Below are 24,685 nucleotides of genomic sequence, written 5' to 3'. Positions count from 1 at the left end.
CGGGGCGGGGTTGATATGCTCACCGCACACGAGATCGACCGCGCGGACGGGGGGCCCACGGTGATCAGAATACTTCTGGCCGAGGACATGAACATGGTCCGCGGAGCGCTGGTCGCTCTGCTGGACCTGGAGGACGACCTGCAGGTCGTCAGCGAGTTGGAGCGGGGCGACGAGATCCTCGCCGCCGCCCTCGACGTCAAGCCGGACATCGCGATCATCGACATCGACCTGCCGGGGCTCGACGGGCTGAGCGCCGCGATGCAGATCCACGAGCACCTGCCCGAGTGCCGGACGCTGATGCTCACCAGCCTCGGCCGCCCCGGCACCCTGCGCCGGGCCCTGTCGGCGCAGGTCTCCGGATACCTCCTCAAGGACGAGTCCCCGAGGGAGCTGGCCAGTGCCGTGCGGCGGGTGGTGGCCGGGCAGCGCGTCATCGGCTCGCAGTTGGCCGTGGCCGCCTGGAGCGGACTGGAGAGCCCGCTGACCGTCCGGGAGACCGAGGTGCTGCGGATGGCCGCCCAGGGGTCGGAGGCGACGGAGATCGCCGGGGAGCTGCACCTGTCCACCGGCACCGTGCGCAACTACCTCACGACCGTCGTGGTGAAGCTGAACGCGCGCAACCGGGTCGACGCCATCCGGATCGCCCGCGACGCGGGCTGGCTGGTCTGAGCGCCGGGCGGGAAGCGGTCCGCTCCCGCCCGGAGAACGGCTGAAATACCGTACGCCCAGGGGCCGTTCGCGCGTGGACGGCGCCCGCCGCGGGTAGGGTCGCGGGGATGTGTGCGGCTCGACGGTGGGGGGACCGTGATGGAGTCCGGTGACGGGAACGCGACGGGTGGCGACGGCGCCGCGAGAGACGGCCGGGAGGCGGCGGGTCCACCGGCCCGCCCCGACTTCCCACCGCCGTCCGGACCTCCGTCCCCCGGCCCCCGACCGTCCGCGCAGCCGCCCCGGTTCGGGCCGCTGACGCCGTCCCGTACGCCGGACGCGGGGCCGCCGGTTCCCGGCGCGGCACTGCGCGCGGTCGCGGCGGCCCTGCTCAACCTGACGGGTCTCGGCCTCGGTTACGCCCTGCTGGGGCGCTGGGGTCGGGCCGCGGCGTGCTGGGCGGCCACGGCGGCGCTGCTGTGGGCGGCGCTGCCCGCCGATCCGGACGGGGCGCCCGCGGCCGTGCTCGTCGGCTACGCGGCGGTGCTCGCGGCCGCCGCCGCGGACGGGGCGCGGATCGCCCGGCGTTCGGCGCTGGGCGGGTCGTGGCGGCCGGTGGTGGCGGCCGCTTTGGGCGTGCTGCTGCTGGCCGTGCCGATGGGCGGGGCCGCGGTGTACGGCTCCGCGCGGGACGAGGCCCGCGAGCGGATGCTGCTGGACCGGTTGGCGGCCGGGGACGAACGGGTCGCGGCCGCCGCGGGCCGGCCGTTCGACGCGGCCCGCCAGGAGTACGAGCAGGCGCTCGACGTCTACCGCGCGCTCGACGAGGACCACCCCCGCTCACGGGCGGCGAAGCTCGTCCCGGACCGCCTGAAGGCGTACTACGAGGCCGTCTCCACCCCGTACCGGGCGAAGCGGCCCTGCGAGGCCGTCGAGCCGCTGACGTATCTGCGCACCCTGCCCGGCTCGGTCGACCGCGGGCTCCTGGGCTCCCTGGCCGCCTGGCCCGACGCGCCGCTCGCCGAGTCGCTGTACGGGTGCGGCGTCTCACGCCTGGGGGCCTCGGCCGGGGGCGGCGCGGAGCTGGGCGAACTGCTGCGCACCTTCCCCGGCTCGGCACGGGCCCGGCAGGTGGGCCCGGCCATCGGCGAGCGGATCAGGGCCCAGGCCGCGGCGGTGCGGGGGGACGAGCCGTGCGCGGCCACCCAGGTGCTGCGCGGCCTCGGCGCCACGGCGTCCGAGCTGCCCGCCGACGACGTGAAGGAGCTGCGCGCGGACGCCGACCGGGGCGTGGTGGACGGGGAGTACGCCTGCGGGGTCGACCAGTTCGGGGAGGGGAAGTTCGGGGCGGCGCGCACCACGCTGACCGACTTCGCCCGGAAGCACCGGGGCGACCGGAGGGTGCGGCAGGCGCGGGACATCGCCATCGCCGCGGAGATCGCCGCCGACCGCCCGGAGGCGGGCAGGCGGCTGCCGCCGTCCCGGCGGCCCGGCGGGGCCCGGATGGAGCTGGTGATCAGCAATGACGCACCGAACACGGTCGAGGTGCTCTACACCGGGCCGGTCACCGGCGCCGTCACCCTGAAGGCCTGTGCCGGCTGCGAGCGGTACGGCGCGGCGGAGGGCCCCCGCCGCGCCTGCAAGGCGACCGGCAGGGACTACCCGAAGGCGCGGCTGAGCCTGCCCGCCGGGGACTACCACTTCCTGTACAAGCACGGCACGGGCGCGTCCTCCCGTGTGGACAGCTACTCCTCCGGGTCGCGGGTGCGGCCCGGTTACGCCTACACGAGCTGCACGTACGTCGTGGGGCGCAGGGCGCCGGGGCTCGACCTGCCCTCGATACCGGGGCCGGTCGATCCGGCGTCGGCCCGGCGGGGCTGACCCCCTTCCTCCCCGGGCGGGCGGCGTGCTCAGGCGGAGGCCCGCCGGCGGGAGGAGGTCTTCTTCGCACCGCCGTCGCCGGAGGCGGCCTGCTTCTTCGTCGCGGTCTTCTTCGCCGAGGTCTTCCTCGCCGCCGTGCCGCCGCCGGTCTTCCCGGCCGCGGAGGTGGACTTCTTCGCTCCGGTGGACTTGGGGGACGCCTTTTTGGCGGCCCGCCCGGACGCCTTCTCCGTCCCCTTGCCGTCCGACGCCTTCTCCGTCCCCTTGCCGTCCGCCGCCTTCTCCGCCGCCTTCCGGGAGGACTGCCCGCTCCGCCCGGACGCCTTCCGGATCGGGTGCACGTCGGCCATGTCGTCCTCGCCGCCGCCCTCCGCCGCGGCCGCGGCCTCCCCGCGGGACTCCTTGGCGGCGCGGACGCTGTTCTCCAGGGCCGCGAGCAGGTCGATGACCTTGCCGCCGCCGCCGTCCCCGGACGCCGCGGGCGCCACCGTCCCGCCGGCGGCCTTCGCGGCGATCAGCTCCTCCACCGCCTCCCGGTAGTCGTCGTGGAGGCTGTCCATGTCCACCTCGCCGAGGGTGTCCATCAGCGCGTCCGCCAGGTCCAGTTCGGCGTCGCGGACCGTGACGTCGACCTCCGGGGCCACGCCCTCGGGGGCGCGGATCTCGTCGGGCCACAGGAGGCCGTGCATGGCGATCACGTCGTCGACGACGCGGAGCATCCCGAGCCGCTCCCGGCCGCGCAGGGCGTACTTGGCGACGGCGACCTTGTTGCTGCGCTTGAGGGCCTCGCGCAGCAGGGTGTACGGCTTGGCGGCCGGGACGCCGTTGGCGGAGAGGTAGTACGCCGCGTCCATCTGGAGCGGGTCGATCTGGTCGGCGGGGACGAAGGCGACGATCTCGATGGTCTTCGCCGTGGGCAGCGGGAGCTGGGCGAGGTCCTCGTCGGTGATCGGGATCATGGCGCCGTCGGCGTCCTCGTAGGCCTTGCCGATCTCGCCGGCCGACACCTCCTCCTCGTCCAGTTCGCAGACCTTGCGGTACCGGACCCGGCCCCCGTCGGCGAGATGGATCTGCCGGAAGTGGATCGAGTGGTTCTCCGTGGCGTTGACCAGCTTGATCGGGATGCTGACCAGCCCGAAGGAGATCGCGCCGTTCCAGATGGACCTCACCGTTCACCCCTTATGACCGTCAAGGACGCTTGGGCAGGTTTTCGTGTGATTCTTATCGTATGACGCCGATCACCGAGGTGGACGGGCGGCGGGTGCCGCTCAGCAATCTCGACAAGGTGCTGTATCCGGCCACCGGAACGACCAAGGGCGAGGTGCTGCACTACTACGCGGCCACCGTCGCGGAGGTGATCCTGCCCCATCTGCGGGACCGGCCGGTCTCCTTCCTGCGCTATCCGGACGGGCCCGGCGGGCAGCTCTTCTTCACCAAGAACCCGCCGCCCGGTACGCCCGCCTGGGTGGCCTCGGCCCCCGTCCCCCGGCACGAGGACCGGGCCGCCCGGCAGGTGGTGCTCCAGGACCTGGCCTCGCTGGTGTGGGCGGCCAACCTGGTGGTGGAGTTCCACACCCCGCAGTGGCGGACGGACGCCCCCGCCGTCGCCGACCGGCTGGTCCTCGACCTGGACCCCGGTCCCCCCGCGACGGTCGTCCAGTGCTGCGCGGTGGCGCTCTGGCTGCGGGAGCGGCTGGCGGCCGACGGGCTGGCCGCGTACGCGAAGACGTCCGGGTCCAAGGGGCTGCATCTGCTGGTCCCGCTGGAGCCGGCCCCCTCCGCCGAGGCCTCCGCGTACGCGAGGCGGCTCGCCGTCGAGGCGGAACAGGCCCTCGCGGGGCTGGCCCTGCACCGCATGACGCGCGCCCTGCGGCCGGGGAAGGTCTTCGTGGACTTCAGCCAGAACGCGGCGGCGAAGACGACCGCGACGCCCTACACCCTGCGGGCCCGGCCCGAGCCGACCGTGTCCGCGCCCGTCACCTGGGAGGAGATCGAGGACTGCCGCGACGCCGGGTCCCTGGTCTTCCGGGCGCGGGACATGGCCGCCCGGCTGGCCGCGCACGGGGATCTGCTCGCGCCGCTGAACGACCCGGAACGGGCCCGCCCCCTCCCGGCCTGACCCCCGCGCGCGCGGCGCCGCCCGGCCGGTCCGTCGCGACCCCGTCATGACCTGGTCACGGGCCGAGGAAAGGCCACAAGTGGCGGGTGGATTGTCAGACCCGTGGTGCACACTCTGCGCAGGCGCTTTCTACGGGGTGTGCCGCAGGGGTGCGGCGGACCGGCGCGCCGCGAGGGCGCGCCGGTCCCGGCGCCGCCGTGACGTGGGGAGGGGATGGCGTGTTCTCGGGGATCGATGAGGTCGACTGGGCCTCGATGGATCATGCCTACGGGCCTGCCGACGATGTGCCCGAGCTGCTGCGGGGGCTCGCCTCCGAGGACCCGACCGAGCGGGAGGCGGCGCTGGACGGCATGTACGACGCCGTGCACCACCAGGGCGACGTCTACGCCTGCACGCTCGCGTGCATCCCCTTCCTGTTCGAGCTGGCGGTGCATCCGGGCGTGCACGACCGGGGCAGCGTCGTCGAGCTGCTCACCAGCATCGGCGGCTTCGACCTCGACGAGGACGACGAGGACGAGATCGGCGAGGACGAGATCGAGGGCGCGGCCAACTACGCGATGGCGGCGGCCGCGGTCACCGCGGGCGCGGGGGTCTTCTTCGACCTGGTCGCCGACGAGGACCGCGGGGTGCGGCTCGCGGCCCCGCTGGCGCTCGCCACGCTGCACCGGCACCCGGTGCGGGTCCTGGCGCTGCTGCGGGAGCGGTTGCCGGTGGAGCCGGACGAGGAGGTGCGGCTCGCGCTCGTCGAGGCCGCCGGGCGGATCGCCCTGCGCCACCGGCCGCTGGCGGGCCGGGTCGCGCAGTGGCTGCACGGCTTGGCGGCCCGCGCGCCCGCGCCGGGCCTGCGCCTGGCGGCCCTGGCCCAACTGGCGCGCTGCTCCCCCGACGTCCTGCCCGGCGACGTCGTCCCGGTCGTCTCGGGGCTGCTGCGCGAGATGCGCTCCGCGCCGGGCGCGGACGCGGCGGACGCCGGGCAGCCCCCGGCCGACCGGGAGGCGGCGGCGGAGCCGGCCGTCGTCCCGGAGCCGGACGCGGAGGGGGCGGTCGGCCCGGTCGCGGACCCCGAGCCGGTGGCCGTCCGGGGCGACCCGATCGCCTCCCCCACGCTCGTGGGGCAGGTGCGGGCCCTGTCCGCCCAGGAGGGCGCCGGGCGCGGCTCCCCGTGGGCCGCCGATCTGCTGCGCACCCTGCACGTCGGCCTCGACGACCGGGTGGGCGACCGCACCGCGCTGCTCGCCGACCAGTTGCGCAGCCCGGACCGGTGGCAGCGCATCGACGCCGTGCGGATGAGCGGCGGGCTGATACGGGCCTGGCGCGGCTCGTACGACGAGCTGGTGGCGCTCGTCGGCGTCCAGTTGTCCGACCCCGACCCCCGGCTGGCCGAGTCCGCGTCCCATGTCCTGGAAGGGCTGTTCCGCCTCGCCGCGCCGGCCGCCGACGCGCTGGCCGCCCGGCTGGAGGCCGACCCCGCCGGCTGGGTCAGGAGCTGGGCCGGCGGCCCGCCCCGCCTCGGCTCCACCGCGAAGGCCCTGGCCCGTCTCGGCGACCCCCGCGTGGTCTCGGCGCTCGCGGCGGCGCTGGAGCTGCCCCAGGTGCCGAACGACGTGGGCTCCGCCGTCCGCCGGCTCGGGGCGGCGGCCCGTCCGCTCGCCGGGGCGCTGCGGCGCAGGCTGGCCGAGGTGCCGTTGGACGAGGGGGCGTACGACCGGGCGAACCCGCTGCTGGCCGGGTTGACCGGGCTGCGCGCGGGCGAGGCGGCGCCCGAGGTGCTGCGGGTGCTGCGCGGGGCGCCGGAGTACCGGGGCGAGTGGCTGCGCACGGCGGCCCTGCGGGCGCTGGGCTCGTTCGGGCCCGCGGCGCGGGAGGCGGTCCCGGAGCTGCTGCGGATGATCCGCCGTCCGGGGACGGCCGCGGCGACGGAGGCGGCCGTGGCGCTGTGGGCGATCGCCGGGGACGCCGAGGCGGTGCTGCCGGTGCTGATCGAGGGCCTGCACGCGGACCAGGTGCCCGACCGGCGGGCGGCGGTGGCGGCGCTGGGGGCCCTGGGCCCGCGCGCCGCGGTGGTCGCGCCCCGGCTGCGGGGGCTGCTGGCCCATGAGGAGCCGGGGCTGCGGGTGGACGCGGCGATCGCCCTGCGGGAGGTGTCCGGGCGGCCGCAGGAGGCCACCGAGGCGCTGCTGGAGGCCTGGGAGCAGACCCGCCATGTACGGCTCAAGGTGGCAGAATGCCTGGCGCGGATGGGGCCGGTCCCCGACGGATCGGCCGCGGCACACGTCCTGCACACCGAACTCGCCTCCGTGCGCCGTCACAACGCGCTGGGCGGCGGGTCCGGCAGCCATGACGTCCACGAGGACGAGAAGCTCCTGGCACTGTGCCGACAGGCACTCCGGGGGACGGGGAGAGGGAGCGCGACATGATCATTTTCGGCACCAGGGGATACCTCCACCAACTGGCCGTGCTCACGCTGGTGTGCGGTTGGTGCGGCAACCCGGCGGCGCACGCGCTGCGCAAGCGGGTCACCAAGTTCACGCTGTTCTTCGTGCCGCTGTTCCCGTTCTCCACGAAGTACGCGACGCAGTGCACGTTCTGCGGCGGGGAGCAGCAGATATCCGCGGAGCAGGCCCACGGGCTGCTCGCCCAGCAGGCGGCCGGGCCGGACGGCGCCCCGTTCGGCCCGGCCGCTCACCAGCCCGGCTTCACCCCGCCCGGCCAGGGCGGCAACCCGTACCAGCGCTGACCGCCCGCCGGAGCGCTCGGGGCACGCGGGCGGACGAAACGGGCAGGACGGGCGGTTCCCGGCCTAGGGTGTGAGGCGCCCCGCCCGTGCGGCCCGGCGCCCGTCGTGCGCGCGGCCCGGCCGTCCGCGCGGCCCCGACCGAGAGGAGGCCAGGCGTGCGCCCGCTCCGCACCCCGACGGGGGCCCGCGCCGCCGTGCGGGCCGCCGCCGCGCTCGCCCTGCTGTCCGGCTGCGGTGCGGCCGGCGGCCTGGAGAGCGCCGGGAGGACCCCGTCGGCCGTCGGGCCCGCACGCCTGTGGCCCGAGCTGCCGCCCGCCTCCTCCGCGCCGTACGACTACGGGGAGGGCCAGACGGCCCGCGTCCCCGGCGTCCGGGTGCCCGGCGGCGAGGTGCGCCGACTGGACCCGGTGGCCGTGGCGCGGGCCGCGCTGGCGGCGAGGACCGACCGGGGCGGCGTGGACGAGCTGCCCGAGGCGACGGTGCGCCGGATCCGGGCCTGCCGGACGGCGCCGGACGCCTGCCCGGTCCTCGCCCCGCACTACCGGGACCTGACCGGCGACGGCCGGGCCGAGCTGGTGCTCGGGGTCGAGATGCCCGACCGGCAGCTCGCGGTGGGCGTCTACATGCCGGACCGGGGCGGGCTGACCCGGATCATGTCCACCCGCGACGCCGTGCTCAGCGTGGAGCTGGCGGGCCGGGACGTGATCGTGCGGGCCCCGTCGGTGATCCGCGGGTACGAGTACCGCACCGCGTGGTCCTGGGACGACCGGCAGCGCGCGATGCTGCCGACGCGGGACGAGATCCTGCGGACCCCCGAGCGCCGCGGGACCCCGGCCGGGACGCCCGCCCCGGAGGCCCCGTGAGGCGGCGGCCGCGCTCCCCGGCGTGGACCGCGAGCCTCGCCTGGAAGTCCGCGGTCTTCCTGACCGCGATGTGCTGCACCCTCGCCGCCCTCCTCGGCGTCCTGGTGCACACCGCCGTCACCCGGCAGACGGTCGGCCACGCCCGCGAGAAGGCGCTGGACCGGCTGGCGGCCGTCACCGACGCGTACGAGGCCGGGGGGCCGCTGCCGCCGGGGTCCGGCATCGACCCGCCGCACCTGCCCGCCTCCCTGCGCTCGCTGGCCGTGCGCGGCGAGCGGGGCACGCTCGTGGCGGACGGCCCGCGCCGCCCGGACGGGCGCGGCGGGCCCGCCATGTGGGCGGCGGGTCCGGCGGACGGGCGGGCGCTGGCCACCTGGACGGACTACGGCCCCAGCGCCCGCACCATCGGCGGGCTCGACCGGGCGATCCTCGGCTCCTCGCTGCTGGCCATCGCCGCCACCCTGCTCGTCGGGCTGTTCGCCGTCCGGCGGGTCACCCGCAGGCTGCACCAGAGCGCGCGGGTGGCCCGCCGGATCAGCGCGGGGGATCTCGACGCCCGCGTGGACGACCCCCGTACCGCCCGCCCGGTCCGCGCGCAGGACGAGGTGGCGATCGTGGCGGGCGCGCTCGACACCATGGCCTCCACCCTCCAGAGCAAGCTCCAGGCCGAGCAGCGCTTCACCGCCGACGTGGCGCACGAGCTGCGCACCCCGCTGACGGGCCTGTCGGCCGCCGCCGAGCTGCTGCCGCCGGGCCGCCCGGCGGAGCTGGTGCGCGACCGGGTGCGGGCCATGCGGGCGCTGACCGAGGACCTGCTGGAGATCTCCCGCCTGGACGCGCGGACCGAGCGCGTCGACCTCGCCGTGCACGATCTCGCGCCGCTGGCGGAGCGGGCGGTGCTGGCCGCCGGGTCCGACGCCGAGGTGCGGGTCTCCTCCTCGGCGCGGGTGGAGACCGACCGCAGGCGGCTGGAGCGGGTGATCGGCAACCTGGTCGCCAACGCCCACCGGCACGGCGGCCCGCCGGTGGTGCTGAGGGTGGACGGCCCGGTGGTCTCCGTACGCGACCACGGCCCCGGATTCCCCGGCTATCTGCTGGAGGCCGGGCCGCAGCGGTTCCGCACGGACGGCGCGGGCCGGGGCCACGGGCTGGGGCTGACCATCGCCGCCGGGCAGGCCCGCGTCATCGGCGCGCGGCTGGAGTTCGCCAACCCGCCGGAGGGCGGAGCGCTGGCCCGCGTGACCCTTCCGGAGTACGCGGACCCCGGCGGCGGCGGGGCGGTCGGGGAATCCGGCGGATGACCTGGGCCGGGAGGCCGGGCCGGAGGCGGCACAACCACCCGAACGGCCCACACGCCGGGGGCCCTCACCCCCCGTGACTCCTTGTGGACCCTGGGTGACGGACCTAGCGTGGCCGACGCGAGCCCCGCTCGCACCCCCACGGCCCTTCCCCTTCGCATGGAGGCAGCATGTCCCCCCTGTCCCGCCCCTCGCGCTCCCGCCGGCTCGGCCTGTGCGTCGCCGCCGGAGCCCTCGCGGTGCTCACGGCCGCCGCCCCCACGGCCCTGGCCGCGGACCCCCGGCCCGCCGGGCCGCGCGCCGAGGCCGCCGCCGCGGACCCCTCGTCCGACGAGCTGTCCGCGTCGGCCCTGCAGCGCGAGCACGAGGCCCGCCAGGAGGGCCAGGCGCAGGCGCCGCGGCAGAACTACCGGGGCCGGGTCATCGCCAAGCCGTACCTCCTGCTCCGCGACCGGCCGACCCGCAGCAGCCGGATCGTCGGCTCGGTCGACTACGGCACGGTCGTCGACATCTTCTGCAAGACCAGGGGTGACGACGTCGACGGCAACGACCGCTGGTACCTGCTGACCGACGGCACCTGGGCGTGGGGGTCGGCCCGCTACATCGAGAACATCGGCGCCGCGCCGCACTGGTGCTGACCGCCCCCGCCGGCAGACCCGTCCGCCCGTGGAGCCCGGCCCCAGCGCCGCGGGCTCCACGGGCGGACGCGTCGCGGGGGGACAGCAAGAAGACGGGGCATAAGGGAAATACGGCACGCCTCTTGCTACGTTGCGGGGCATGACCGCAACGACGGCGGACGCTCCCCCGCCCGAGCTCCGCCTGCCCAGACGGCGCGGGGTGGAGCTCGCCCTCCTCGTCGGGGCCGTGCTCGTCCCCGTCTACGGCTACGCGGCGGTCGGCTTCACCCGCGACGGCGCCGTACCGCCCGACGTCGCCGGATACGGCGCCGGGCTCGGGACGCTCGCCCTGCTCGCCCATGCCGCGGTCCGCTTCCGGGCCGCGTACGCCGATCCGCTGCTGCTGCCGATCGCCGTCCTGCTCAACGGGCTGGGCCTGGTGCTGATCTACCGGCTCGACCTGGAGACTCCGGGGGACCGGGCCGCGCCCACCCAGCTCGTCTGGTCCACGCTCGGCGTGGCGCTGTTCATCGCCGTCGTCGTGCTGCTGCGGGACCACCGGGTGCTCCAGCGGTACGCCTACCTCTCGGTGGCCGCCGCGCTCGCCCTGCTGATCGTGCCGATCTTCTTCCCGGCGGTGAACGGGGCGAAGATCTGGATCAGGGTCGGCGGACTCTCCTTCCAGCCCGGCGAGTTCGCGAAGATCCTGCTCGCGGTGTTCTTCGCCGCCTACCTGGCCGCCAACCGCAACGCCCTCGCGTACACCGGCCGCACGGTCGGGAGGCTGCAACTGCCCACCGGGCGGGTGCTGGGCCCGATCGCGGCGATCTGGCTGCTGAGCGTGGGCGTCCTGGTGCTGGAGCGCGACCTCGGCACCTCGCTGCTCTTCTTCGGCCTCTTCGTCATCATGCTGTACGTGGCGACCGGCCGGACCGGCTGGATCGCGGTCGGGCTGCTCCTGGCCGGGGCGGGGGCCTTCGTCGTCGGCTCGTTCGAACCGCACGTCCACAGCCGGGTGCAGGACTGGCTGGACCCGTTCGCCTCGATCGAGGCGGGCCGGGGTCCGGGCCAGCTCGCCCAGTCGCTGTTCGCGTTCGCCGCGGGCGGGATGCTCGGCACCGGGCTCGGCGCGGGCCACTCGGTGCTGATCGGCTTCGCCGCCAAGTCCGACTTCATCCTGGCCACGGCCGGCGAGGAGTTGGGGCTGAGCGGGCTGACCGCCGTCTTCCTGCTGTACGCGCTGCTCGTGGCGCGCGGCTACCGGGCGGGGCTCGCGCTGCGCGACCCGTTCGGGCGGCTGCTCGCCATCGGCCTGGCCTCGATCCTGGCCCTCCAGGTGTTCGTGATCGCGGGCGGGGTGATGGGACTGATCCCGCTGACCGGGATGGCCATGCCCTTCCTCGCCCAGGGCGGTTCGTCGGTCGTCACCAACTGGATCATCGTCGCCCTGCTCATCCGGCTCAGCGACGTCGCCCGCCGGCCCCGCCCGGACCGGGCGGAGGCCGGGGCCGCCGCGCCGGCGGTGGAGGACCGGTGATCCGCTGCATCCGCCGGGCCGCCGCGCTGTGCCTGCTGCTGCTCGCGGCCCTGCTCGTCAACGCCGCCCGCGTCCAGCTCTTCCAGGCCGACGCGCTGAACGACGACCCGGCCAACCGCCGCAACGCCATCGCCCGGCACGAGAGGCCGCGCGGCGACATCCTGGTCGACGGCCGGCCGGTCACCGGGAGCCGGAGGACGGGCGGGCAGCTCGCGTACGAACGCACCTACCGGCACGGCCCGCTCTACGCCCCGGTGACCGGATACGCCTCGCAGACGTACGGCGCCACGCTCCTGGAGAACGCCGAGGACTCCGTCCTGTCCGGCAGCGACCCGCTGCTGGCGCCGCTGCCCTTCTGGAACGACCTCACGCGGAGCCGGCAGCCCGGCGGCGACGTCGCCACCACCGTCAGGGCGGCGGTCCAGCGCGCCGCGTACGACGGGCTCAGCGGGCGGCGGGGCGCGGTCGCCGCCCTGGAGCCGACCACGGGCGCGGTCCTGGCCCTGGTCTCGACCCCGTCCTACGACCCCGAGCGGCTGTCGGGGACCGGTGCGCGGGCGACGGACGCGTGGACCCGGCTGAACGCGGCCGAGGACCTGCCGATGCTCAACCGGGCCATCCGGCAGACCTATCCGCCGGGCTCCACGTTCAAGATCGTGACGGCGGCGGCGGCCCTGGACGCCCGTGTGGTGACCGACCCCGACGCGCCCACCGACACCCCGTCGCCGTACGTCCTGCCGGGGACGGCGACCGAGCTGCCCGACGAGGCGGAGGGCTGCGCCGGGGCGTCGCTGGCCGAGGCGATCCGGATCTCCTGCAACTCGGTGATGGCCCGGCTCGGGGTGGAGGTGGGGCCGGCCGGCATGGTGGAGGCGGCACGGCGGTTCGGCTTCAACGACGCCGGGCTGCGCATCCCGTCCGGGGTGGCGAGGAGCAACTTCGACACCGGGATGAGCGACGACCAGGTGGCGCTCTCCTCGATCGGGCAGTTCGACACGACCGCGACCCCCCTCCAGATGGCGATGGTCGCCGCGGCGGTGGCCAACGGCGGGGACCTGCGCCGCCCGCACCTGGTGGACCGGGTCACCACGCACGACGGGGACACGGTCCGCCAGGAGGGCCCCCGCTCCTACGCACGGGCGATGACCCCGTCCACGGCCGTGCGGCTCCAGCGGATGATGGTGGACGCGGTGGAGAACGGCACCGGGACGAACGCGGCGATCGACGGCGTACGGGTCGGCGGCAAGACCGGCACCGCCCAGCACGGCGTCGGCAACTCCGGTACGCCGTACGCCTGGTTCGTCTCCTGGGCCGAGTCCCCCGCCACCGGGCGCCCGGCCGTCGCGGTCGCCGTCGTCGTGGAGGACGCCGCCGCCCGCCGGGCCGACGTCAGCGGCGGCGGCAGCGCGGCCCCGATCGCGCGGGCCGTGATGGAAGCCGCACTGGACGAGGGGGACGGCGGCGCGGGCGCGGCGGCAGACTGACCCCATGACGCAGACGCCGACCGCCGTGGCGCGGGCTCTGGAACGGATCGAGCGGCTGGACCCCGCACTGCACGCGTTCACCGAGGTCTGGCCCGAGCGGGCGCTGGCCCAGGAGTCCTCGGCGCGCCGACTCCCCCTGGGCGGGCTGCCGTTCGCCGTCAAGGGCCCCTCCGGCATCCGCTCCTTCGCGGCCCGCAGGCTGGTCGCGGCGGGCGGCGTCCCCGTCGGCGCGACCTCGGTGCCCCGTCCGGGGACGTACTGGCAGACCTGGGGGCAGGGCGCGCACGGCCGCACGGTCAACCCGTGGCGGGCGGACCGGACGCCGGGCGGTTCGTCGGCGGGCTCGGCGGTCGCGGTGGCGGCGGGCATGGTGGAGCTGGCGACCGGCAGCGACGGGGCCGGGTCGGTCCGCATCCCGGCCGCCTGGTGCGGGGTGTTCGGGCTGAAGACGACGAACGGGCTGCTCCCCTCCCCCGACCGGTCCGGGCTGGCGTCGGCCGGGGTGCTCGCCCGGTCGGCGGCCGGGGCGGAGCGGTATCTGCGCCATGTGCTGGACGGCTACGCGCCGCACCCGCCCCCCGCCCTGCCGCTGCCCGCCGTCTACAGCGGCGACCTCGGGTACGCGGACGTGGACGAGGAGGTCGCGGACGTCGTCCGCGCGGCGGTGGACCGGCTCGTCGCGGCCGGGACCGTCACCCTGCTGGACGCCGGCTGCGCCCTGCTCGACCCGGTGCGGGCGTGGCAGGCGATACGGGGCGGGTCGCCCGAGGACCCGGAGGCGGTCCGGGTCCGGCGGGCCAACGACGCACGCCTCGACGCCCTCTTCGCCGGCGCGCCCCTGCTGCTGACCCCGGCCACGCCCAACCGGCCGCACGGCCACGAGGGGCCGGGCCGGCTCTACTCGACGGCGCTGACGTGGCCGTTCAACCTGAGCGGGCACCCGGCGGCGAGCGTGCCGGCCGGGTTCACGCGGGACGGCTGCCCCGTCGGGCTCCAACTGGTCGCGCCGCGCGGGGCCGACGCGGCGCTGCTGGCCATGGCCCGCGCGGTGCAGGACGCGCTGCCCGCGGCGGTCCCGGCGCGCTGAGCGGGTCGGCCCCCGTCCTCAGGCCGCCGCCGCGCCGCCCTCCTCGATCGCGTCGGCCACCTCCGCCACCCGCGCCCGCTCCTCGGCGGCGAAGCGCTCGCGGTCCAGCTCCTCGGCCAGCTCCTCGTCCTGGGACATGAGCAGGTCGAGGTCGGAGTCGCCCAGTTCGAGGACGCCCATGTCCACGTAGGCCCGCTGGAGCCGTTCGCCCCACAGCCCGATGTCCTTGACGCACGGGACGATCCGGCTGAACAGCAGCTTGCGGAACAGCCGCAGGTACTCCGAGTGCTCGACCAGCTCGCGCGCCTCACGGCCGCCGATGCCGAAGTTCTCCAGGACCTCGACGCCGCTGAGCCGGTCGCGCATCAGGTAGCAGCCCTCGATGACGAACTCCTCGCGCTCGCGGCGTTCGGCGTCCCCGAGCTGCCGGTAGTAGTCGCGCAGCGCCATCCGCCCGAAGGCCACGTGCCGGGCCTCGTCCTGCATGATGTAGGCGAGGATCTGCTTGGGCAGCGGCTTGGTCGTGGTGTCGCGGATCATGCCGAAGGCGGCGAGCGCCAGGCCCTCTATCAGCACCTGCATCCCGAGGTAGGGCATGTCCCAGCGGGAGTCGCGCAGGGTGTCGCCGAGCAGTCCCTGGAGGCTGTCGTTGACGGGGTAGAGCATTCCGAGCTTCTCGTGCAGGAAGCGGCTGTAGATCTCGGCGTGCCGGGCCTCGTCCATGGTCTGGGTGGCGGAGTAGAACTTGGCGTCGAGGTCGGGGACGGACTCCACGATCCTCGCCGCGCAGACCATCGCGCCCTGCTCGCCGTGGAGGAACTGGCTGAACTGCCAGGAGGTGTAGTGCTTGCGCAGCTCGCCCCGGTCCCGCTCCGTCATCTTCGCCCAGTGCGGGGTGCCGTACAGCGGCAGCGCCTCGTCGGGGGTGCCGAGCGGGTCGGCGGGGTCGACCTCCAGGGACCAGTCGATGCGCCGGTCGCCGTCCCACTGCTTGTCCTTGCCCTTGCGGTAGAGGGCGAGGAGGCGCTCGCGGCCTTCGTCGTACTCCCAGGTGAAGCGGGCCGCCCCGGTGGCGGGGACCTGCCAGCGCGGTGCGGACGGCGGGCTGGTGTAGAGGTCATGCGTGGACACGGACGTCTCCTTCGCCTCGACTGGCTCGACAGGTCCCGTGGCGCCGGAGGCGGTCCGGCGAGGTCGCCGAACGCCTCCACGGGCAGGTTCACACGTTGTTGACACCGGGTCAACAAGTCGCGCACGAGGGATTGACGCCCTTGCTGACGCGGAGTCTCATAAGAGGTGACCGCCGGTAACCCCTGTTCCCTCCGCCCTGTGAGAGGTGCTCCCGCCATGACGACCGCAACCGATCGCCCCGCGCCCGAGCGCGGCGCGCGCGTGCTCCACGACGCGCTCGGACCGCTCCGCGACCGCGAGCAGATCGCCGTGCGCCTGCTCGAGGCCTCCGCCAAGCACTCCTTCGACCCCGACACCGACCTGAACTGGGCCTCGGCCGTCGAGGAGGGCAAGTGGTTCTGGCCGCCGGAGCTGCTCTCGCTCTACGCCACCCCCACCTGGGACCGGATGTCCCCGGAGCAGCGCCTGGACCTCTCCCGGCACGAGGCGGCCGCGCTGACCTCGCTCGGCATCTGGTTCGAGGTGATCCTGATGCAACTGCTGGTGCGCCACGTCTACGACAAGCCGCTGACCAGCAACCACGTCCGCTACGCGCTCACCGAGATAGCCGACGAGTGCCGGCACTCGATGATGTTCGGCCGCATGATCGACTGGAGCGGCGCCCCGACGTACGCGGTGCCGCGCGTCTACCACAACCTGGCGCGCGTCCTGAAGACCGTCTCCACCACCCCCGGCTCGTTCGCCGCGACGCTGCTCGGCGAGGAGATCCTGGACTGGATGCAGCGCCTGACCTTCCCCGACGACCGCGTCCAGACGCTGGTCCGCGGAGTCACCCGCATCCACGTGATCGAGGAGGCCCGGCACGTGCGGTACGCCCGCGAGGAGCTGCGCCGCCAGATGGTGACCGCCCCCCGCTGGGAGCGCGAGCTGACCCGCGTGAGCTGTGGCGAGGCGGCCCGCGTCTTCTCCGTCTGCTTCGTCAACCCGCAGGTGTACGAGAACGTCGGCCTGGACCGCCGGGCCGCCGTGGCCGAGGTGCGGGCGAGCGGCCACCGCGCCGAGGTGATGCAGACCGGCGCGAAGCGGCTGACCGACTTCTTCGAGGACATCGGCCTGCTGAACGGCGTCGGCCGCAGGCTCTGGCGCCGCTCCGGCCTGCTGGCCTGACCGTGCCGGGCGGAACAGCCGGACCCCGCCCCGGCCCCGAGAACCCCGCCGCGCCCCCCGGCGGCCGCGCGGCGACGGCCCCGGCGTCCCGCCGCGCGTCCGGAACGGGCGCGTACGCCCGGTCCGCCGACGTCCCCGCGCCGGGCGCCGTGCGGCGACCTGACGGCGTGCGCGGCGCAGCCCTTAGGCTCGGTGCCATGACCTCCACCGCCGCGGCCCCGCCGCCGCCCCGCGCGTACCGCAGGCTCAGCGTCGGGGAGCGGCGCGCCCAACTCCTCCTCGCCGCGCTGGGCCTGTTCGCCCATCGGGCCCCCGACGAGGTGTCGCTCGACGAGGTGGCGGTGGCGGCCGGGGTCTCCCGACCGCTGGTCTACCGCTACTTCCCGGGCGGGCGGCAGCAGTTGTACGAGGCCGCGCTCGGCTCGGCCGCCGACGAGCTGACGCTGTGCTTCACCGAGCCGCAGGTGGGCCCGCCCACCGAGCGGGTCGCCCGCGTCCTGGACCGCTACCTCCGCTTCGTCGACGAGCACGCCACCGGGTTCAGCGCCCTGCTGCGCGGCGGCAGCGTCGCCGAGACGTCCCGGACGACGACGATCGTGGACGGCGTGCGCCGCGCGGCGGCCGAGGAGATCCTGCGCCACCTCGGCCGGGTCGGCGCGGTCGAGGGGACGCCTCCGGGGCCCAGGCTGCGGATGATGGTGCGCAGTTGGATCGCCTCCGTGGAGGCCGCGTCGCTGATCTGGCTGGACGAGCGGAAGCAGCCCGCGGCGGCCGAGCTGCGCGGCTGGCTGGTCGACCACCTCATGGCCCTGCTCACGGCGACCGCCGCCACCGACCCGGAGACCGCGACGGTGGTGAAGAACCTGCTGTCCCTGGAGCGGGCCCAGGGCCCGGCCGGGCAGCTCGCGGAGCGGATCATTCCGGTGGTCGCCGATGCGGCGCACCTGCTGCCCGCGCCCGCTGCGTCAGACTGACCGGGTGAAGAGCGAGAACACCCCTTTCCAGGGCGGCCCGCTGGACGGCCGGGTCCTGCCGGTCCTGCTGGGCCCGACCGGCCACCCCCCGAAGTGGTACGAGGTCCCGGTGCCCTCCCCGGACGGCGGCCCCGCCACCGTCCACGCCTACCGGCGCGTCCCGGCCGCTCCCACCGGGCGGCTCGGTCTGCACCGCGGCTGGGTGTACGCCTACGCCCCCGGCGGGCGCGAGCGCCGCAAGCCCAAGTGGCCCTGGTCCAGGCCCGCGAACGGCGGCTGAGCGGCGGGCGGGGCGGGCGGCGGCCGAGGCCCTAGGATCGGCGGTCACACCGAGGGACGGTCACAAGGGGGGTGCGCCATGGAGGCGCCGCGTCAGGACGATCCACGCCGCTTCGGCCGCTTCGCCGTGCTGGCCCGCCTCGGCGAAGGGGCCGGCGCCGTGCGGTACGCGGCCCGCGACACCGCCTCCGGCGAACCGGCCGTGATCACCGCGGCGCGCCCCGGCCTCGCCGTCGTACCGGCCTTCCGGCGCCGCTTCCAGGCGGAGGCGCGTACCGCCGAACGCCTCGCGGGCGGCTGGGTGGCCCCGCTCCTGGACGGCGGCGACGCGACCGGCCCGGGCTCCGCCGAGCCGGGACCCCTGTGGACGGCGACGCGCTACGTCCCCGCGCTGCCGCTGGCCGAGGCCGTCGGGATCGCCGGTCCGCTCCGCGAACGCGCGCTGCGGGTCCTGGGCGCGGGCGTCGCCGAGGTCCTGGCGCGGGTGCACGCCACCGGGTCGGCGCTCCAGGGCCTGGCCCCCGGCACGGTGCTCCTGGCCGCTGACGGCCCCCGGCTGACCGCGTTCGGCCCGCTGGGCGCGGCGGCGGAGGCGGAGGCCGGGCCGGGCGGCCAACTCTCGGTGCGACTGGGCTATCTGACGCCCGAACAGATCGCGGGCGAGGAGGTGTCCGGCGCGTCCGACGTGTTCGTCCTGGGGCTGCTGCTGGCCTACGCGGCGACCGGCACGACTCCGTTCACGCGGGGCCCGGCCGACCAGGCGGCCCACCGGATCGCCAGGGACGAACCGGCGCTGGACGCGGTGCCGGACGCGGTGCGCGGCCTGATCGCGCGCTGCCTGGCGAAGGACCCGGCCGAGCGCCCCGCCGCGGGCGCGGTCGCCGCCGAACTGGCCCTGGAGGGGGCGGCGGCCCTGGCGCGGGGCGGCTGGCTGCCGCAGAGCCTGCTCGCCGCGATCGCGGACCAGGAGGCCGCGTTCCGCGCGCTGGAGGAGCCTCGGGAGGACGCGGGCGCACCGGCCGCCGGGGAGGGCGGGGGCCCGGCGCACGTCCTCGCCACCGGACCTGGGCCCGCCGGGACGGACCGCCCGACCACCCGGCCCGCCCTCCCGCCGTCGATGACCGCACGGCCGGAGGGCGACAGCGCGGTGGCGGAGGCCGGTAGCGCGCCCGGCGCGCCCGGAGTACCGGAGAACGGCAGCGAACCCGCCGCCCCCGTACCGCCGGACGCCTCCCGCGCCGCCCCCGCACCCGCGCTGCCCGAGGCCGGTAACGCGCCCGCCGCGCCCGCGCTGCCCGAGGCCCCCCGCGCGTCCCACGCCCCCGCCCCGCCGCTCGCCTCGTCCACCGCCACCACCACCGCACCCGCGCTGCCCGCGCCCCGGAGCGCGTCCACGCCCGCGCCGCCGGAGACCCGGAGCGCGGCCACCGCGTCCGCGCCGCCCGCGCTGCCCGCCGCCGTCGGCCCCCGGCCGGGCCGCGCGCACGGCGGCCCCGCCCCGTACCCGGCCGCGGCGCTCCCCGGCCCCGCGGGGCCGGGCGGGCGGGGCGGGGGCCCGATGGTGTCGCTGCCGCTGCCTCCCGCCCCGGACCCGGCGCGGGACGCCGCCCTCGGCCGCCGGACCCTGCTGACCGCCGCGGCCGCCGCCGTCGGCGGCCTGGTCGTGGGCGGGGGCGCGGTCGCCGCGTTCGGTTCCGGGGACACCGTCGTCGTCGCGGACGAGAAGCCCGCGCCGAGGCCCCGCCGTACGCTGCCGGGGCAGGCCCCCGAGCCGCGCTGGACCTACCGGCACCCGGAATCCGAGGCTCCCCCGCTGACCACCGCGCTGTGGCGGGACGAACTGCTCGTGGTGACCAGCGAGAGCCGCGCCGGCGCCGTGGACCTGCGGACCGGCAGGCGGCTGTGGCAGCGCCCCGACGCCGCGAACGGGCAGGCGGCGCTGGCCGCGGGCGACCTGTGCTTCGTGGCGGGCCCCACGGAGTTCCTGTGGCTGTCGCCGAAGGACGGCACGGTCGTCCATCGGCTGCGGTACACCGACGGCTTCGCCGACCTGCCCGGCCTGGCGGTGGGGCGGCTGGCCGGGAGTTCCGGGCCGGTGATCTGGTTCACCGGTGCGCACACGGTCACCGTGAAGGCCCCGAAGCCGAAGAAGGGCAAGAAGCAGGCCCCGGACCGCAAGGTCGTCCAGGCGTACTTCTTCGCGTACGACATCGTGGGGCGCAGGGAGCTGTGGCGTACGCCGGTGCCCGCGGGCCGCGCCCCCGGCACGCCCGCGTACCGGGTGGTCGCCGTGCGCGCCGCCGACGTCCTCGTACGGCAGGAGGCGGTCACCCTCACGGCGGCCGAGGTGCGGGCGGCCAAGGGGAAGGGGTTCGTCCGCTCGTTCGACCGCAGGACCGGCAAGGCGCTGTGGACCAGGCAGTACGGCACGGCCTCCCCCGTCGCGGGCATCGCGGGCGACGAGGTCGGAACGCTGTACGCGGCGGTCGGCGCGGACCTCCAGGCGTTCGAGGCGGACACCACCAAGCCGCTCTGGCGGGTCGCGGGCGGCGCCGGTTCGTTCTTCGGCACCCCGGTCGTCGCCGGAGGGCTGGTGCACACCACCGAGCGCACCCAGCAGGTCGGCGCGGTGGACCGGAAGAGCGGCCGCCTCCTGTGGCGGCGCTCCACGGAGGTGCCGGGCATCGGCGACGCCCCGGCCCTCACGGTGAGCGGCGGCGGGAAGACGCTCATCGCCGCCGACGCCGTCCAGGTCACGGCGTTCTCGGCGGCCGACGGGCAGCGGCTGTGGAAGTTCCAGGACATCGGGGCGGCCGCCCCCGAGGGCCCGACCGTCAGCGCCCCGTACCGGACGCTCGCGGTCGGCGGGATGGTCGTCGTCCAGCGGGGCAGGGCCTTCTACGCCTTCCCGGCGGTCTGAGGCCCCCGACACGCCCGCAGCGCACCGCCGTCCGGGGGAGCCCCCGGACGGCACGCGGTGCGGTGCTTGCATCCCGTGACGCCAAGTGACCGGATTAATCAGATTCGCTCACTTATCGACGAGCCCGTTGCCGGGCTCCGTCTCCGTCACGGAGGTGTTGTCGTGTCAGGCAGACTCCTGCGCGCGGTCTGCACGGCCGCGCTCGCCGCGGCGCTCACGGTCTCCCCCGCCGTCGCCGCACCGGCCGCGCCGGACCCCGCCCCGTCCGGGGAGGCCGACGGCCGGACCGAGGAGGGCGACGAGGCGGAGGTGGACGCCGAGACCGCTCTCGCCGCGCCCGGGGCGCCCGCCGGCGTCGCCGCCCTGCTCCGCGAGTTGCAGGCCCGGTACCAGGAGGCCGAGGAGGCGAGCGAGACCTACAACGCCACCGCCGAGAAGCTGAAGGAGCAGACCGCGCGGGCGAAGAAGGCGGCCTCGGACCTGGTCGAGGCGCGGGCCGCGCTGGAGGCGGGCCGCGCGGACGCCGGGCGGCTGGCGCGGGACCAGTACCAGGGGCGCACCGAGTTCTCCGCGTACCTGCGCCTCCTCCTCGCCCGCGACCCCCAGCACGCCCTGGACCAGGCCCACGTCATCGAGCGCCTGACCGCGGGCCGGGCGGCGACGGTGGACCGGCTGACCGCCGCCGCCCGCCGCGCCGACACCCTGGCCGCCGCGTCCCGCAAGGCGCTGGACCGGCAGAAGAAGCTGGCCGCCCGCCAGAAGAAGCAGCGCGACACCGTGCGCGGCAAGCTGAGGGAGGTCGAGGACCTGCTGGCCACGCTCTCCGACGACCAACTGGCCGAGCTGGGGGCGCTGGAGCAGCGGGGCGTGGACGCGGCCCAGCGCGAACTGGTCGCCTCCGGAGCGCTCAGCTCCACCCGTACGCCCACCCGGCAGGGCGGCGCCGCCGTCGCGTACGCGGTCCGGCAGATCGGCAAACCGTACGTGTGGGGGGCGCAGGGCCCCGACTCCTTCGACTGCTCCGGGCTCACCTCCCGCGCCTGGGCGGCGGCGGGCCGGGCGATCCCGCGGACCTCGCAGGAGCAGTGGCGGCAGCTCCGGAAGGTCCCGGTCGCCTCGCTGCGCCCCGGCGACCTGGTGATCTACTTCCCGAAGGCGACCCATGTGGCGCTGTACATCGGCAACGGCCTGGTGGTGCAGGCCCCCCGCCCCGGCACGAGGGTGAAGGTCTCCCCGCTGGCCTCCAACCCCCTGCTGGGAGCGGTCCGCCCCGACCCGGAGGGCGCACCCCTGCGCTCCTACCGGCCCCCGGCCCTGCCCAAGGGCGCCATGAGCGGCTCCGACACGGGCTACAGCTCCGGCGCGGCCCCGAGCCGCCGCTGAGCCGGACACGCGGCGGCCGGGTCGGCGACACGGGCCCGGCCGCCGGGGCGGCGGGCGTCTTCCGCCGAGCCCGCCCAGCCCCGACCGCGGAGGCGCGCCCCCGCCGCCGCCCTCACCCCGGAAAGGCGACGCCGAAGACGCTCAGGGACCTGTTTCCCGCACGGCCCGGTCGAGAGGGCGAAGGCCCTCGTCCAGCTCGTCGGGGGTGATCGTGAGCGCGGGGAGCAAGGCGACGGCCTCCTTCCGCGGGCCGGACGTCTCGATGAGCAGGCCACGGCCGAAGCCCCGGCGGGCGACCCGGCCCGCCCGCCACTCGTCGCGGAACTCCAGGCCGCGGCCGCGGTACTCCCTGACGTGCGGGCGGTGCTCGGCAGTGATCCGGGGCAGCGCCGATCTGGAGGCCGCGGGCCAGGGTCCGGTTCTCCAGCGCGTCGCCGTCGGACCAGTAGGTCTCCAGGAAGGCGCGTTTGGCCGTCGTCGACATGTCGAGGCCGTGGGCGACACCGTCCCGCTCCAGGCAGTCGAGCAGGGCGCGCTTGAGCACGGGGTTGTTGTGGCCGCAGTTCAGGGAGCCCGCGCCGGCGAAGAAGTCGAGGTGGCCACGGCCCTCCTCGTCATACAGGTGACTGCCCCGGGCGCGGTCGAACACGGTGGGCCAGCCCCGGCAGCCAGCCCCGGCAGCAGCTGCGGACCTCGGACTCCAGGGACTCGAAGACGGTCAGGTCGGACTGGATGATGGTCATCTGCACGCTCCTCCACGGGCCTTGGGCGACCGCTGTCGGCGGGGCTGATCAGTGTCCTGGGCATCGCTGGGCCGGTGGCTGCGGCTGCGGGCACGTGCGATGGCTGAAAGGCCCCCTGGGCGCTGGTGGGCGCCGTTGGCGCGGAGGGAAGCCGCCCCTGCTCCGCTGACACGCAATGCCCACGCACCAGGCGTATACGCCTAGGTGATGGCGCACCCCGAACCAGTTTCGATCAGTTCTGGCCACACTTCGGATCGGTTCTGCGACAGGATTTGCCTCACATACCCCTCCCGTCCCCTTCGGCGACTTTGCCGGGAGGGTGCCCAAATCGCTTGTGGCGTCAATCACACATGGAGCGCGGGAGTGCATAACTCAACGAACCCCGGAGATATGGAGATGCTTGCACGCTCCCCCGCCTGCGCAAGCTGGCCGATTCGCCGATCAGTCGCGTGACGTCTCGCCGCTCTGTCCCCTACGGTTTTGGAACGCGATCGAAGGGCGGGAGGATCAGTTGCCAGAAAATCAGGCGAAACACCTGCAGGGGCTCGCGGTGGAGGACATCGCGGAAGAATTCGGAACCCCTCTGTTCGTGTATGACGCCCAGGCCCTCGAAGGGCAGTTGCACAAGATTTCCGACGCCTTGCCCACCGGCGTGGACGTCTTCTACTCGCTGAAAGCGAATCCGAATATCAGTGTGTGCGGCCTGCTCGGCAGCAGGGGCGCAGGGGCGGAGGTCTCCTCGCTCACGGAGCTCATCACCGCCCTCCGGGCGGGAGTGGACCCGGCCGACGTCATCTTCCTCGGGCCGGGGAAGGGCAGAGCCGATCTCGAAGCCTGCGTCTCGGCCGGCATCTCTGCCGTGGTCTGCGAGTCACTTGCTGAACTCCAGCTCCTGGACGACGTGGCCGCCGCTCGGGGAGCGGCCCGGTTCCCGGTCGTGCTGCGGGTCAACCCCGGCTTCCCCAGCAAGGGGTCCGGACTGTCGATGGGGGGCAAGCCGCGGCAGTTCGGCATCGACGAACAAGAGGTCCGCGAGGCAGGCGCCCTCCTCCACTCCCTGAAGCACGTCGAGGTCAAGGGATTCCACGCCTATATGGGAACCAGATTCCTTGATCACCGAGATGTCGCGGTGAACACACTGAACATCCTGGCCATGGCGGAAGACCTCGCCGCGACCTTGGGCATAGAGCTTTCCGTCGTGGACTTCGGCGGGGGCCTGGGCGTGGCCTACTTCGAGAACGAATCGGAGATCGACACAACCGAACTCGGGAAGGGTCTGGAAGGACCGGTGAGTGATTTCCGTGCACGCCACCCCGGCTGCAGGCTCATCATGGAACTCGGTCGATTCCTCACGGCCGACGCCGGCACCTATGTGACACGGGCGCTCTACGTGAAGGAGTCCATGGGCGAATCATTCGTGGTAGCGGACGGCGGCACCAATCACCATATGGCAGCCGTGGGGATAGGAAGTTTCGTCAAGCGGAACTTTCCCGTCGTCCACCTGGGACGCCCTGGCGCCCGCCCTACGCACACCTACACAGTCACCGGGCCGTTGTGCACGCCGAACGACACCATCGCCAAGAAGGTGAGGCTCCCCGAGGTTCGCCCCGGCGACCTGCTCGGGGTCGAACGCTCCGGCGCCTACGGTCCGACGGCCTCGCCCGGACTCTTCCTCAGCCATGGCTATCCCGCCGAGGTCCTCGTGCACGACGGACTCGCCACTCTCGTGCGCGAGCGGGACACACCCGACGACATGCTCTCCCGCCAGCATCTGGCGGTCTTCGAGGACCCCTCGTGACCCCCGGCGCTCCTCCGGG

The 24,685-nt window shown here is 75.4% G+C and carries 19 protein-coding genes and 1 pseudogene; 17 read left to right on the top strand and 3 right to left on the bottom strand.

Annotated features, from left to right (window positions below):
• The first annotated feature begins 15 nt into the window (after positions 1–15).
• Positions 16–669, top strand: a complete 654-nt coding sequence (locus ACZ6EJ_RS15220) for a response regulator transcription factor (RefSeq protein ID WP_469267471.1) — start codon at positions 16–18, stop codon at positions 667–669.
• A 138-nt stretch (positions 670–807) separates the two neighbouring features.
• Entirely contained in the window at positions 808–2,529 is a 1,722-nt protein-coding gene (locus ACZ6EJ_RS15215; protein ID WP_469267518.1) for a hypothetical protein, read from the top strand.
• A gap of 29 nt (positions 2,530–2,558) precedes the next feature.
• Here ACZ6EJ_RS15215 and ku read toward each other — a convergent pair whose 3' ends face one another.
• Positions 2,559–3,698, bottom strand: coding sequence for a non-homologous end joining protein Ku (gene ku, locus ACZ6EJ_RS15210; RefSeq protein ID WP_469267469.1), 1,140 nt, complete (start codon positions 3,696–3,698; stop codon positions 2,559–2,561).
• A gap of 59 nt (positions 3,699–3,757) precedes the next feature.
• Between ku and ligD the strand changes: the two genes are divergently transcribed.
• From ligD to ACZ6EJ_RS15165, 9 genes are all read left to right on the top strand, one after another.
• Positions 3,758–4,648 (top strand): non-homologous end-joining DNA ligase, encoded by an 891-nt coding sequence (gene ligD, locus ACZ6EJ_RS15205; RefSeq protein ID WP_469267467.1) that lies wholly within the window; start codon positions 3,758–3,760, stop codon positions 4,646–4,648.
• 218 nt (positions 4,649–4,866) lie between these two features.
• Positions 4,867–7,065: a HEAT repeat domain-containing protein gene (locus ACZ6EJ_RS15200; RefSeq protein ID WP_469267466.1), complete on the top strand. Its 2,199-nt coding sequence runs from the start codon at positions 4,867–4,869 to the stop codon at positions 7,063–7,065.
• Positions 7,062–7,385: a zinc ribbon domain-containing protein gene (locus tag ACZ6EJ_RS15195; protein ID WP_469267464.1), complete on the top strand. Its 324-nt coding sequence runs from the start codon at positions 7,062–7,064 to the stop codon at positions 7,383–7,385. Before ACZ6EJ_RS15200 ends, ACZ6EJ_RS15195 begins: the two co-directional genes overlap by 4 nt.
• 155 nt (positions 7,386–7,540) lie before the next feature.
• On the top strand, positions 7,541–8,248 hold the full coding sequence (locus ACZ6EJ_RS15190) for a hypothetical protein (RefSeq protein WP_469267462.1): 708 nt from the start codon (positions 7,541–7,543) through the stop codon (positions 8,246–8,248).
• Positions 8,245–9,549 (top strand): ATP-binding protein, encoded by a 1,305-nt coding sequence (locus ACZ6EJ_RS15185; protein ID WP_469267460.1) that lies wholly within the window; start codon positions 8,245–8,247, stop codon positions 9,547–9,549. The genes ACZ6EJ_RS15190 and ACZ6EJ_RS15185 overlap by 4 nt, the downstream gene beginning before the upstream one ends.
• A gap of 167 nt (positions 9,550–9,716) precedes the next feature.
• The gene (locus tag ACZ6EJ_RS15180; RefSeq protein ID WP_469267458.1) at positions 9,717–10,184 is read left to right on the top strand and encodes an SH3 domain-containing protein; all 468 of its coding nucleotides are present in this window, start codon (positions 9,717–9,719) and stop codon (positions 10,182–10,184) included.
• 139 nt (positions 10,185–10,323) lie between these two features.
• Complete coding sequence (locus ACZ6EJ_RS15175) at positions 10,324–11,700, top strand: FtsW/RodA/SpoVE family cell cycle protein (protein ID WP_469267457.1); 1,377 nt, start codon at positions 10,324–10,326, stop codon at positions 11,698–11,700.
• Positions 11,697–13,184, top strand: coding sequence for a penicillin-binding transpeptidase domain-containing protein (locus ACZ6EJ_RS15170; RefSeq protein ID WP_469267456.1), 1,488 nt, complete (start codon positions 11,697–11,699; stop codon positions 13,182–13,184). The genes ACZ6EJ_RS15175 and ACZ6EJ_RS15170 overlap by 4 nt, the downstream gene beginning before the upstream one ends.
• Positions 13,185–13,188: 4 nt before the next feature.
• Positions 13,189–14,271, top strand: coding sequence for an amidase (locus ACZ6EJ_RS15165; RefSeq protein ID WP_469267455.1), 1,083 nt, complete (start codon positions 13,189–13,191; stop codon positions 14,269–14,271).
• A gap of 18 nt (positions 14,272–14,289) precedes the next feature.
• Here ACZ6EJ_RS15165 and ACZ6EJ_RS15160 read toward each other — a convergent pair whose 3' ends face one another.
• A complete protein-coding gene (locus ACZ6EJ_RS15160; protein WP_469267453.1) occupies positions 14,290–15,402 on the bottom strand; it encodes a ferritin-like domain-containing protein in 1,113 nt (370 codons plus the stop codon).
• 216 nt (positions 15,403–15,618) lie between these two features.
• Here ACZ6EJ_RS15160 and ACZ6EJ_RS15155 point away from each other — a divergent pair, with 216 nt between their 5' ends.
• From ACZ6EJ_RS15155 to ACZ6EJ_RS15135, 5 genes are all read left to right on the top strand, one after another.
• Complete coding sequence (locus tag ACZ6EJ_RS15155) at positions 15,619–16,569, top strand: AurF N-oxygenase family protein (protein ID WP_469267452.1); 951 nt, start codon at positions 15,619–15,621, stop codon at positions 16,567–16,569.
• A gap of 197 nt (positions 16,570–16,766) precedes the next feature.
• Positions 16,767–17,543 (top strand): TetR/AcrR family transcriptional regulator, encoded by a 777-nt coding sequence (locus tag ACZ6EJ_RS15150; protein ID WP_469267450.1) that lies wholly within the window; start codon positions 16,767–16,769, stop codon positions 17,541–17,543.
• Positions 17,544–17,547: 4 nt separating this feature from the next.
• Entirely contained in the window at positions 17,548–17,823 is a 276-nt protein-coding gene (locus tag ACZ6EJ_RS15145; protein ID WP_469267449.1) for a hypothetical protein, read from the top strand.
• A gap of 78 nt (positions 17,824–17,901) precedes the next feature.
• A complete protein-coding gene (locus ACZ6EJ_RS15140) occupies positions 17,902–20,742 on the top strand; it encodes an outer membrane protein assembly factor BamB family protein (RefSeq protein WP_469267447.1) in 2,841 nt (946 codons plus the stop codon).
• A gap of 162 nt (positions 20,743–20,904) precedes the next feature.
• Positions 20,905–22,125: a C40 family peptidase gene (locus ACZ6EJ_RS15135; protein ID WP_469267445.1), complete on the top strand. Its 1,221-nt coding sequence runs from the start codon at positions 20,905–20,907 to the stop codon at positions 22,123–22,125.
• Between the two features lie 445 nt (positions 22,126–22,570).
• On the opposite strand, the pseudogene ACZ6EJ_RS15130 reads toward ACZ6EJ_RS15135, so the two are convergent.
• A pseudogene (locus tag ACZ6EJ_RS15130) lies at positions 22,571–22,868 on the bottom strand (diaminobutyrate--2-oxoglutarate transaminase); the annotation flags it as partial.
• Positions 22,869–23,418: 550 nt separating this feature from the next.
• Here ACZ6EJ_RS15130 and ACZ6EJ_RS15125 point away from each other — a divergent pair.
• Positions 23,419–24,666 (top strand): type III PLP-dependent enzyme, encoded by a 1,248-nt coding sequence (locus tag ACZ6EJ_RS15125; RefSeq protein ID WP_469267444.1) that lies wholly within the window; start codon positions 23,419–23,421, stop codon positions 24,664–24,666.
• Positions 24,667–24,685: the final 19 nt, after the last annotated feature.

Source organism: Streptomyces sp. NPDC041970 (assembly GCF_055588985.1).
The sequence above is the reverse complement of the archived record's forward strand: the minus strand, read 5'-3'. Positions and strand labels throughout refer to the sequence as shown.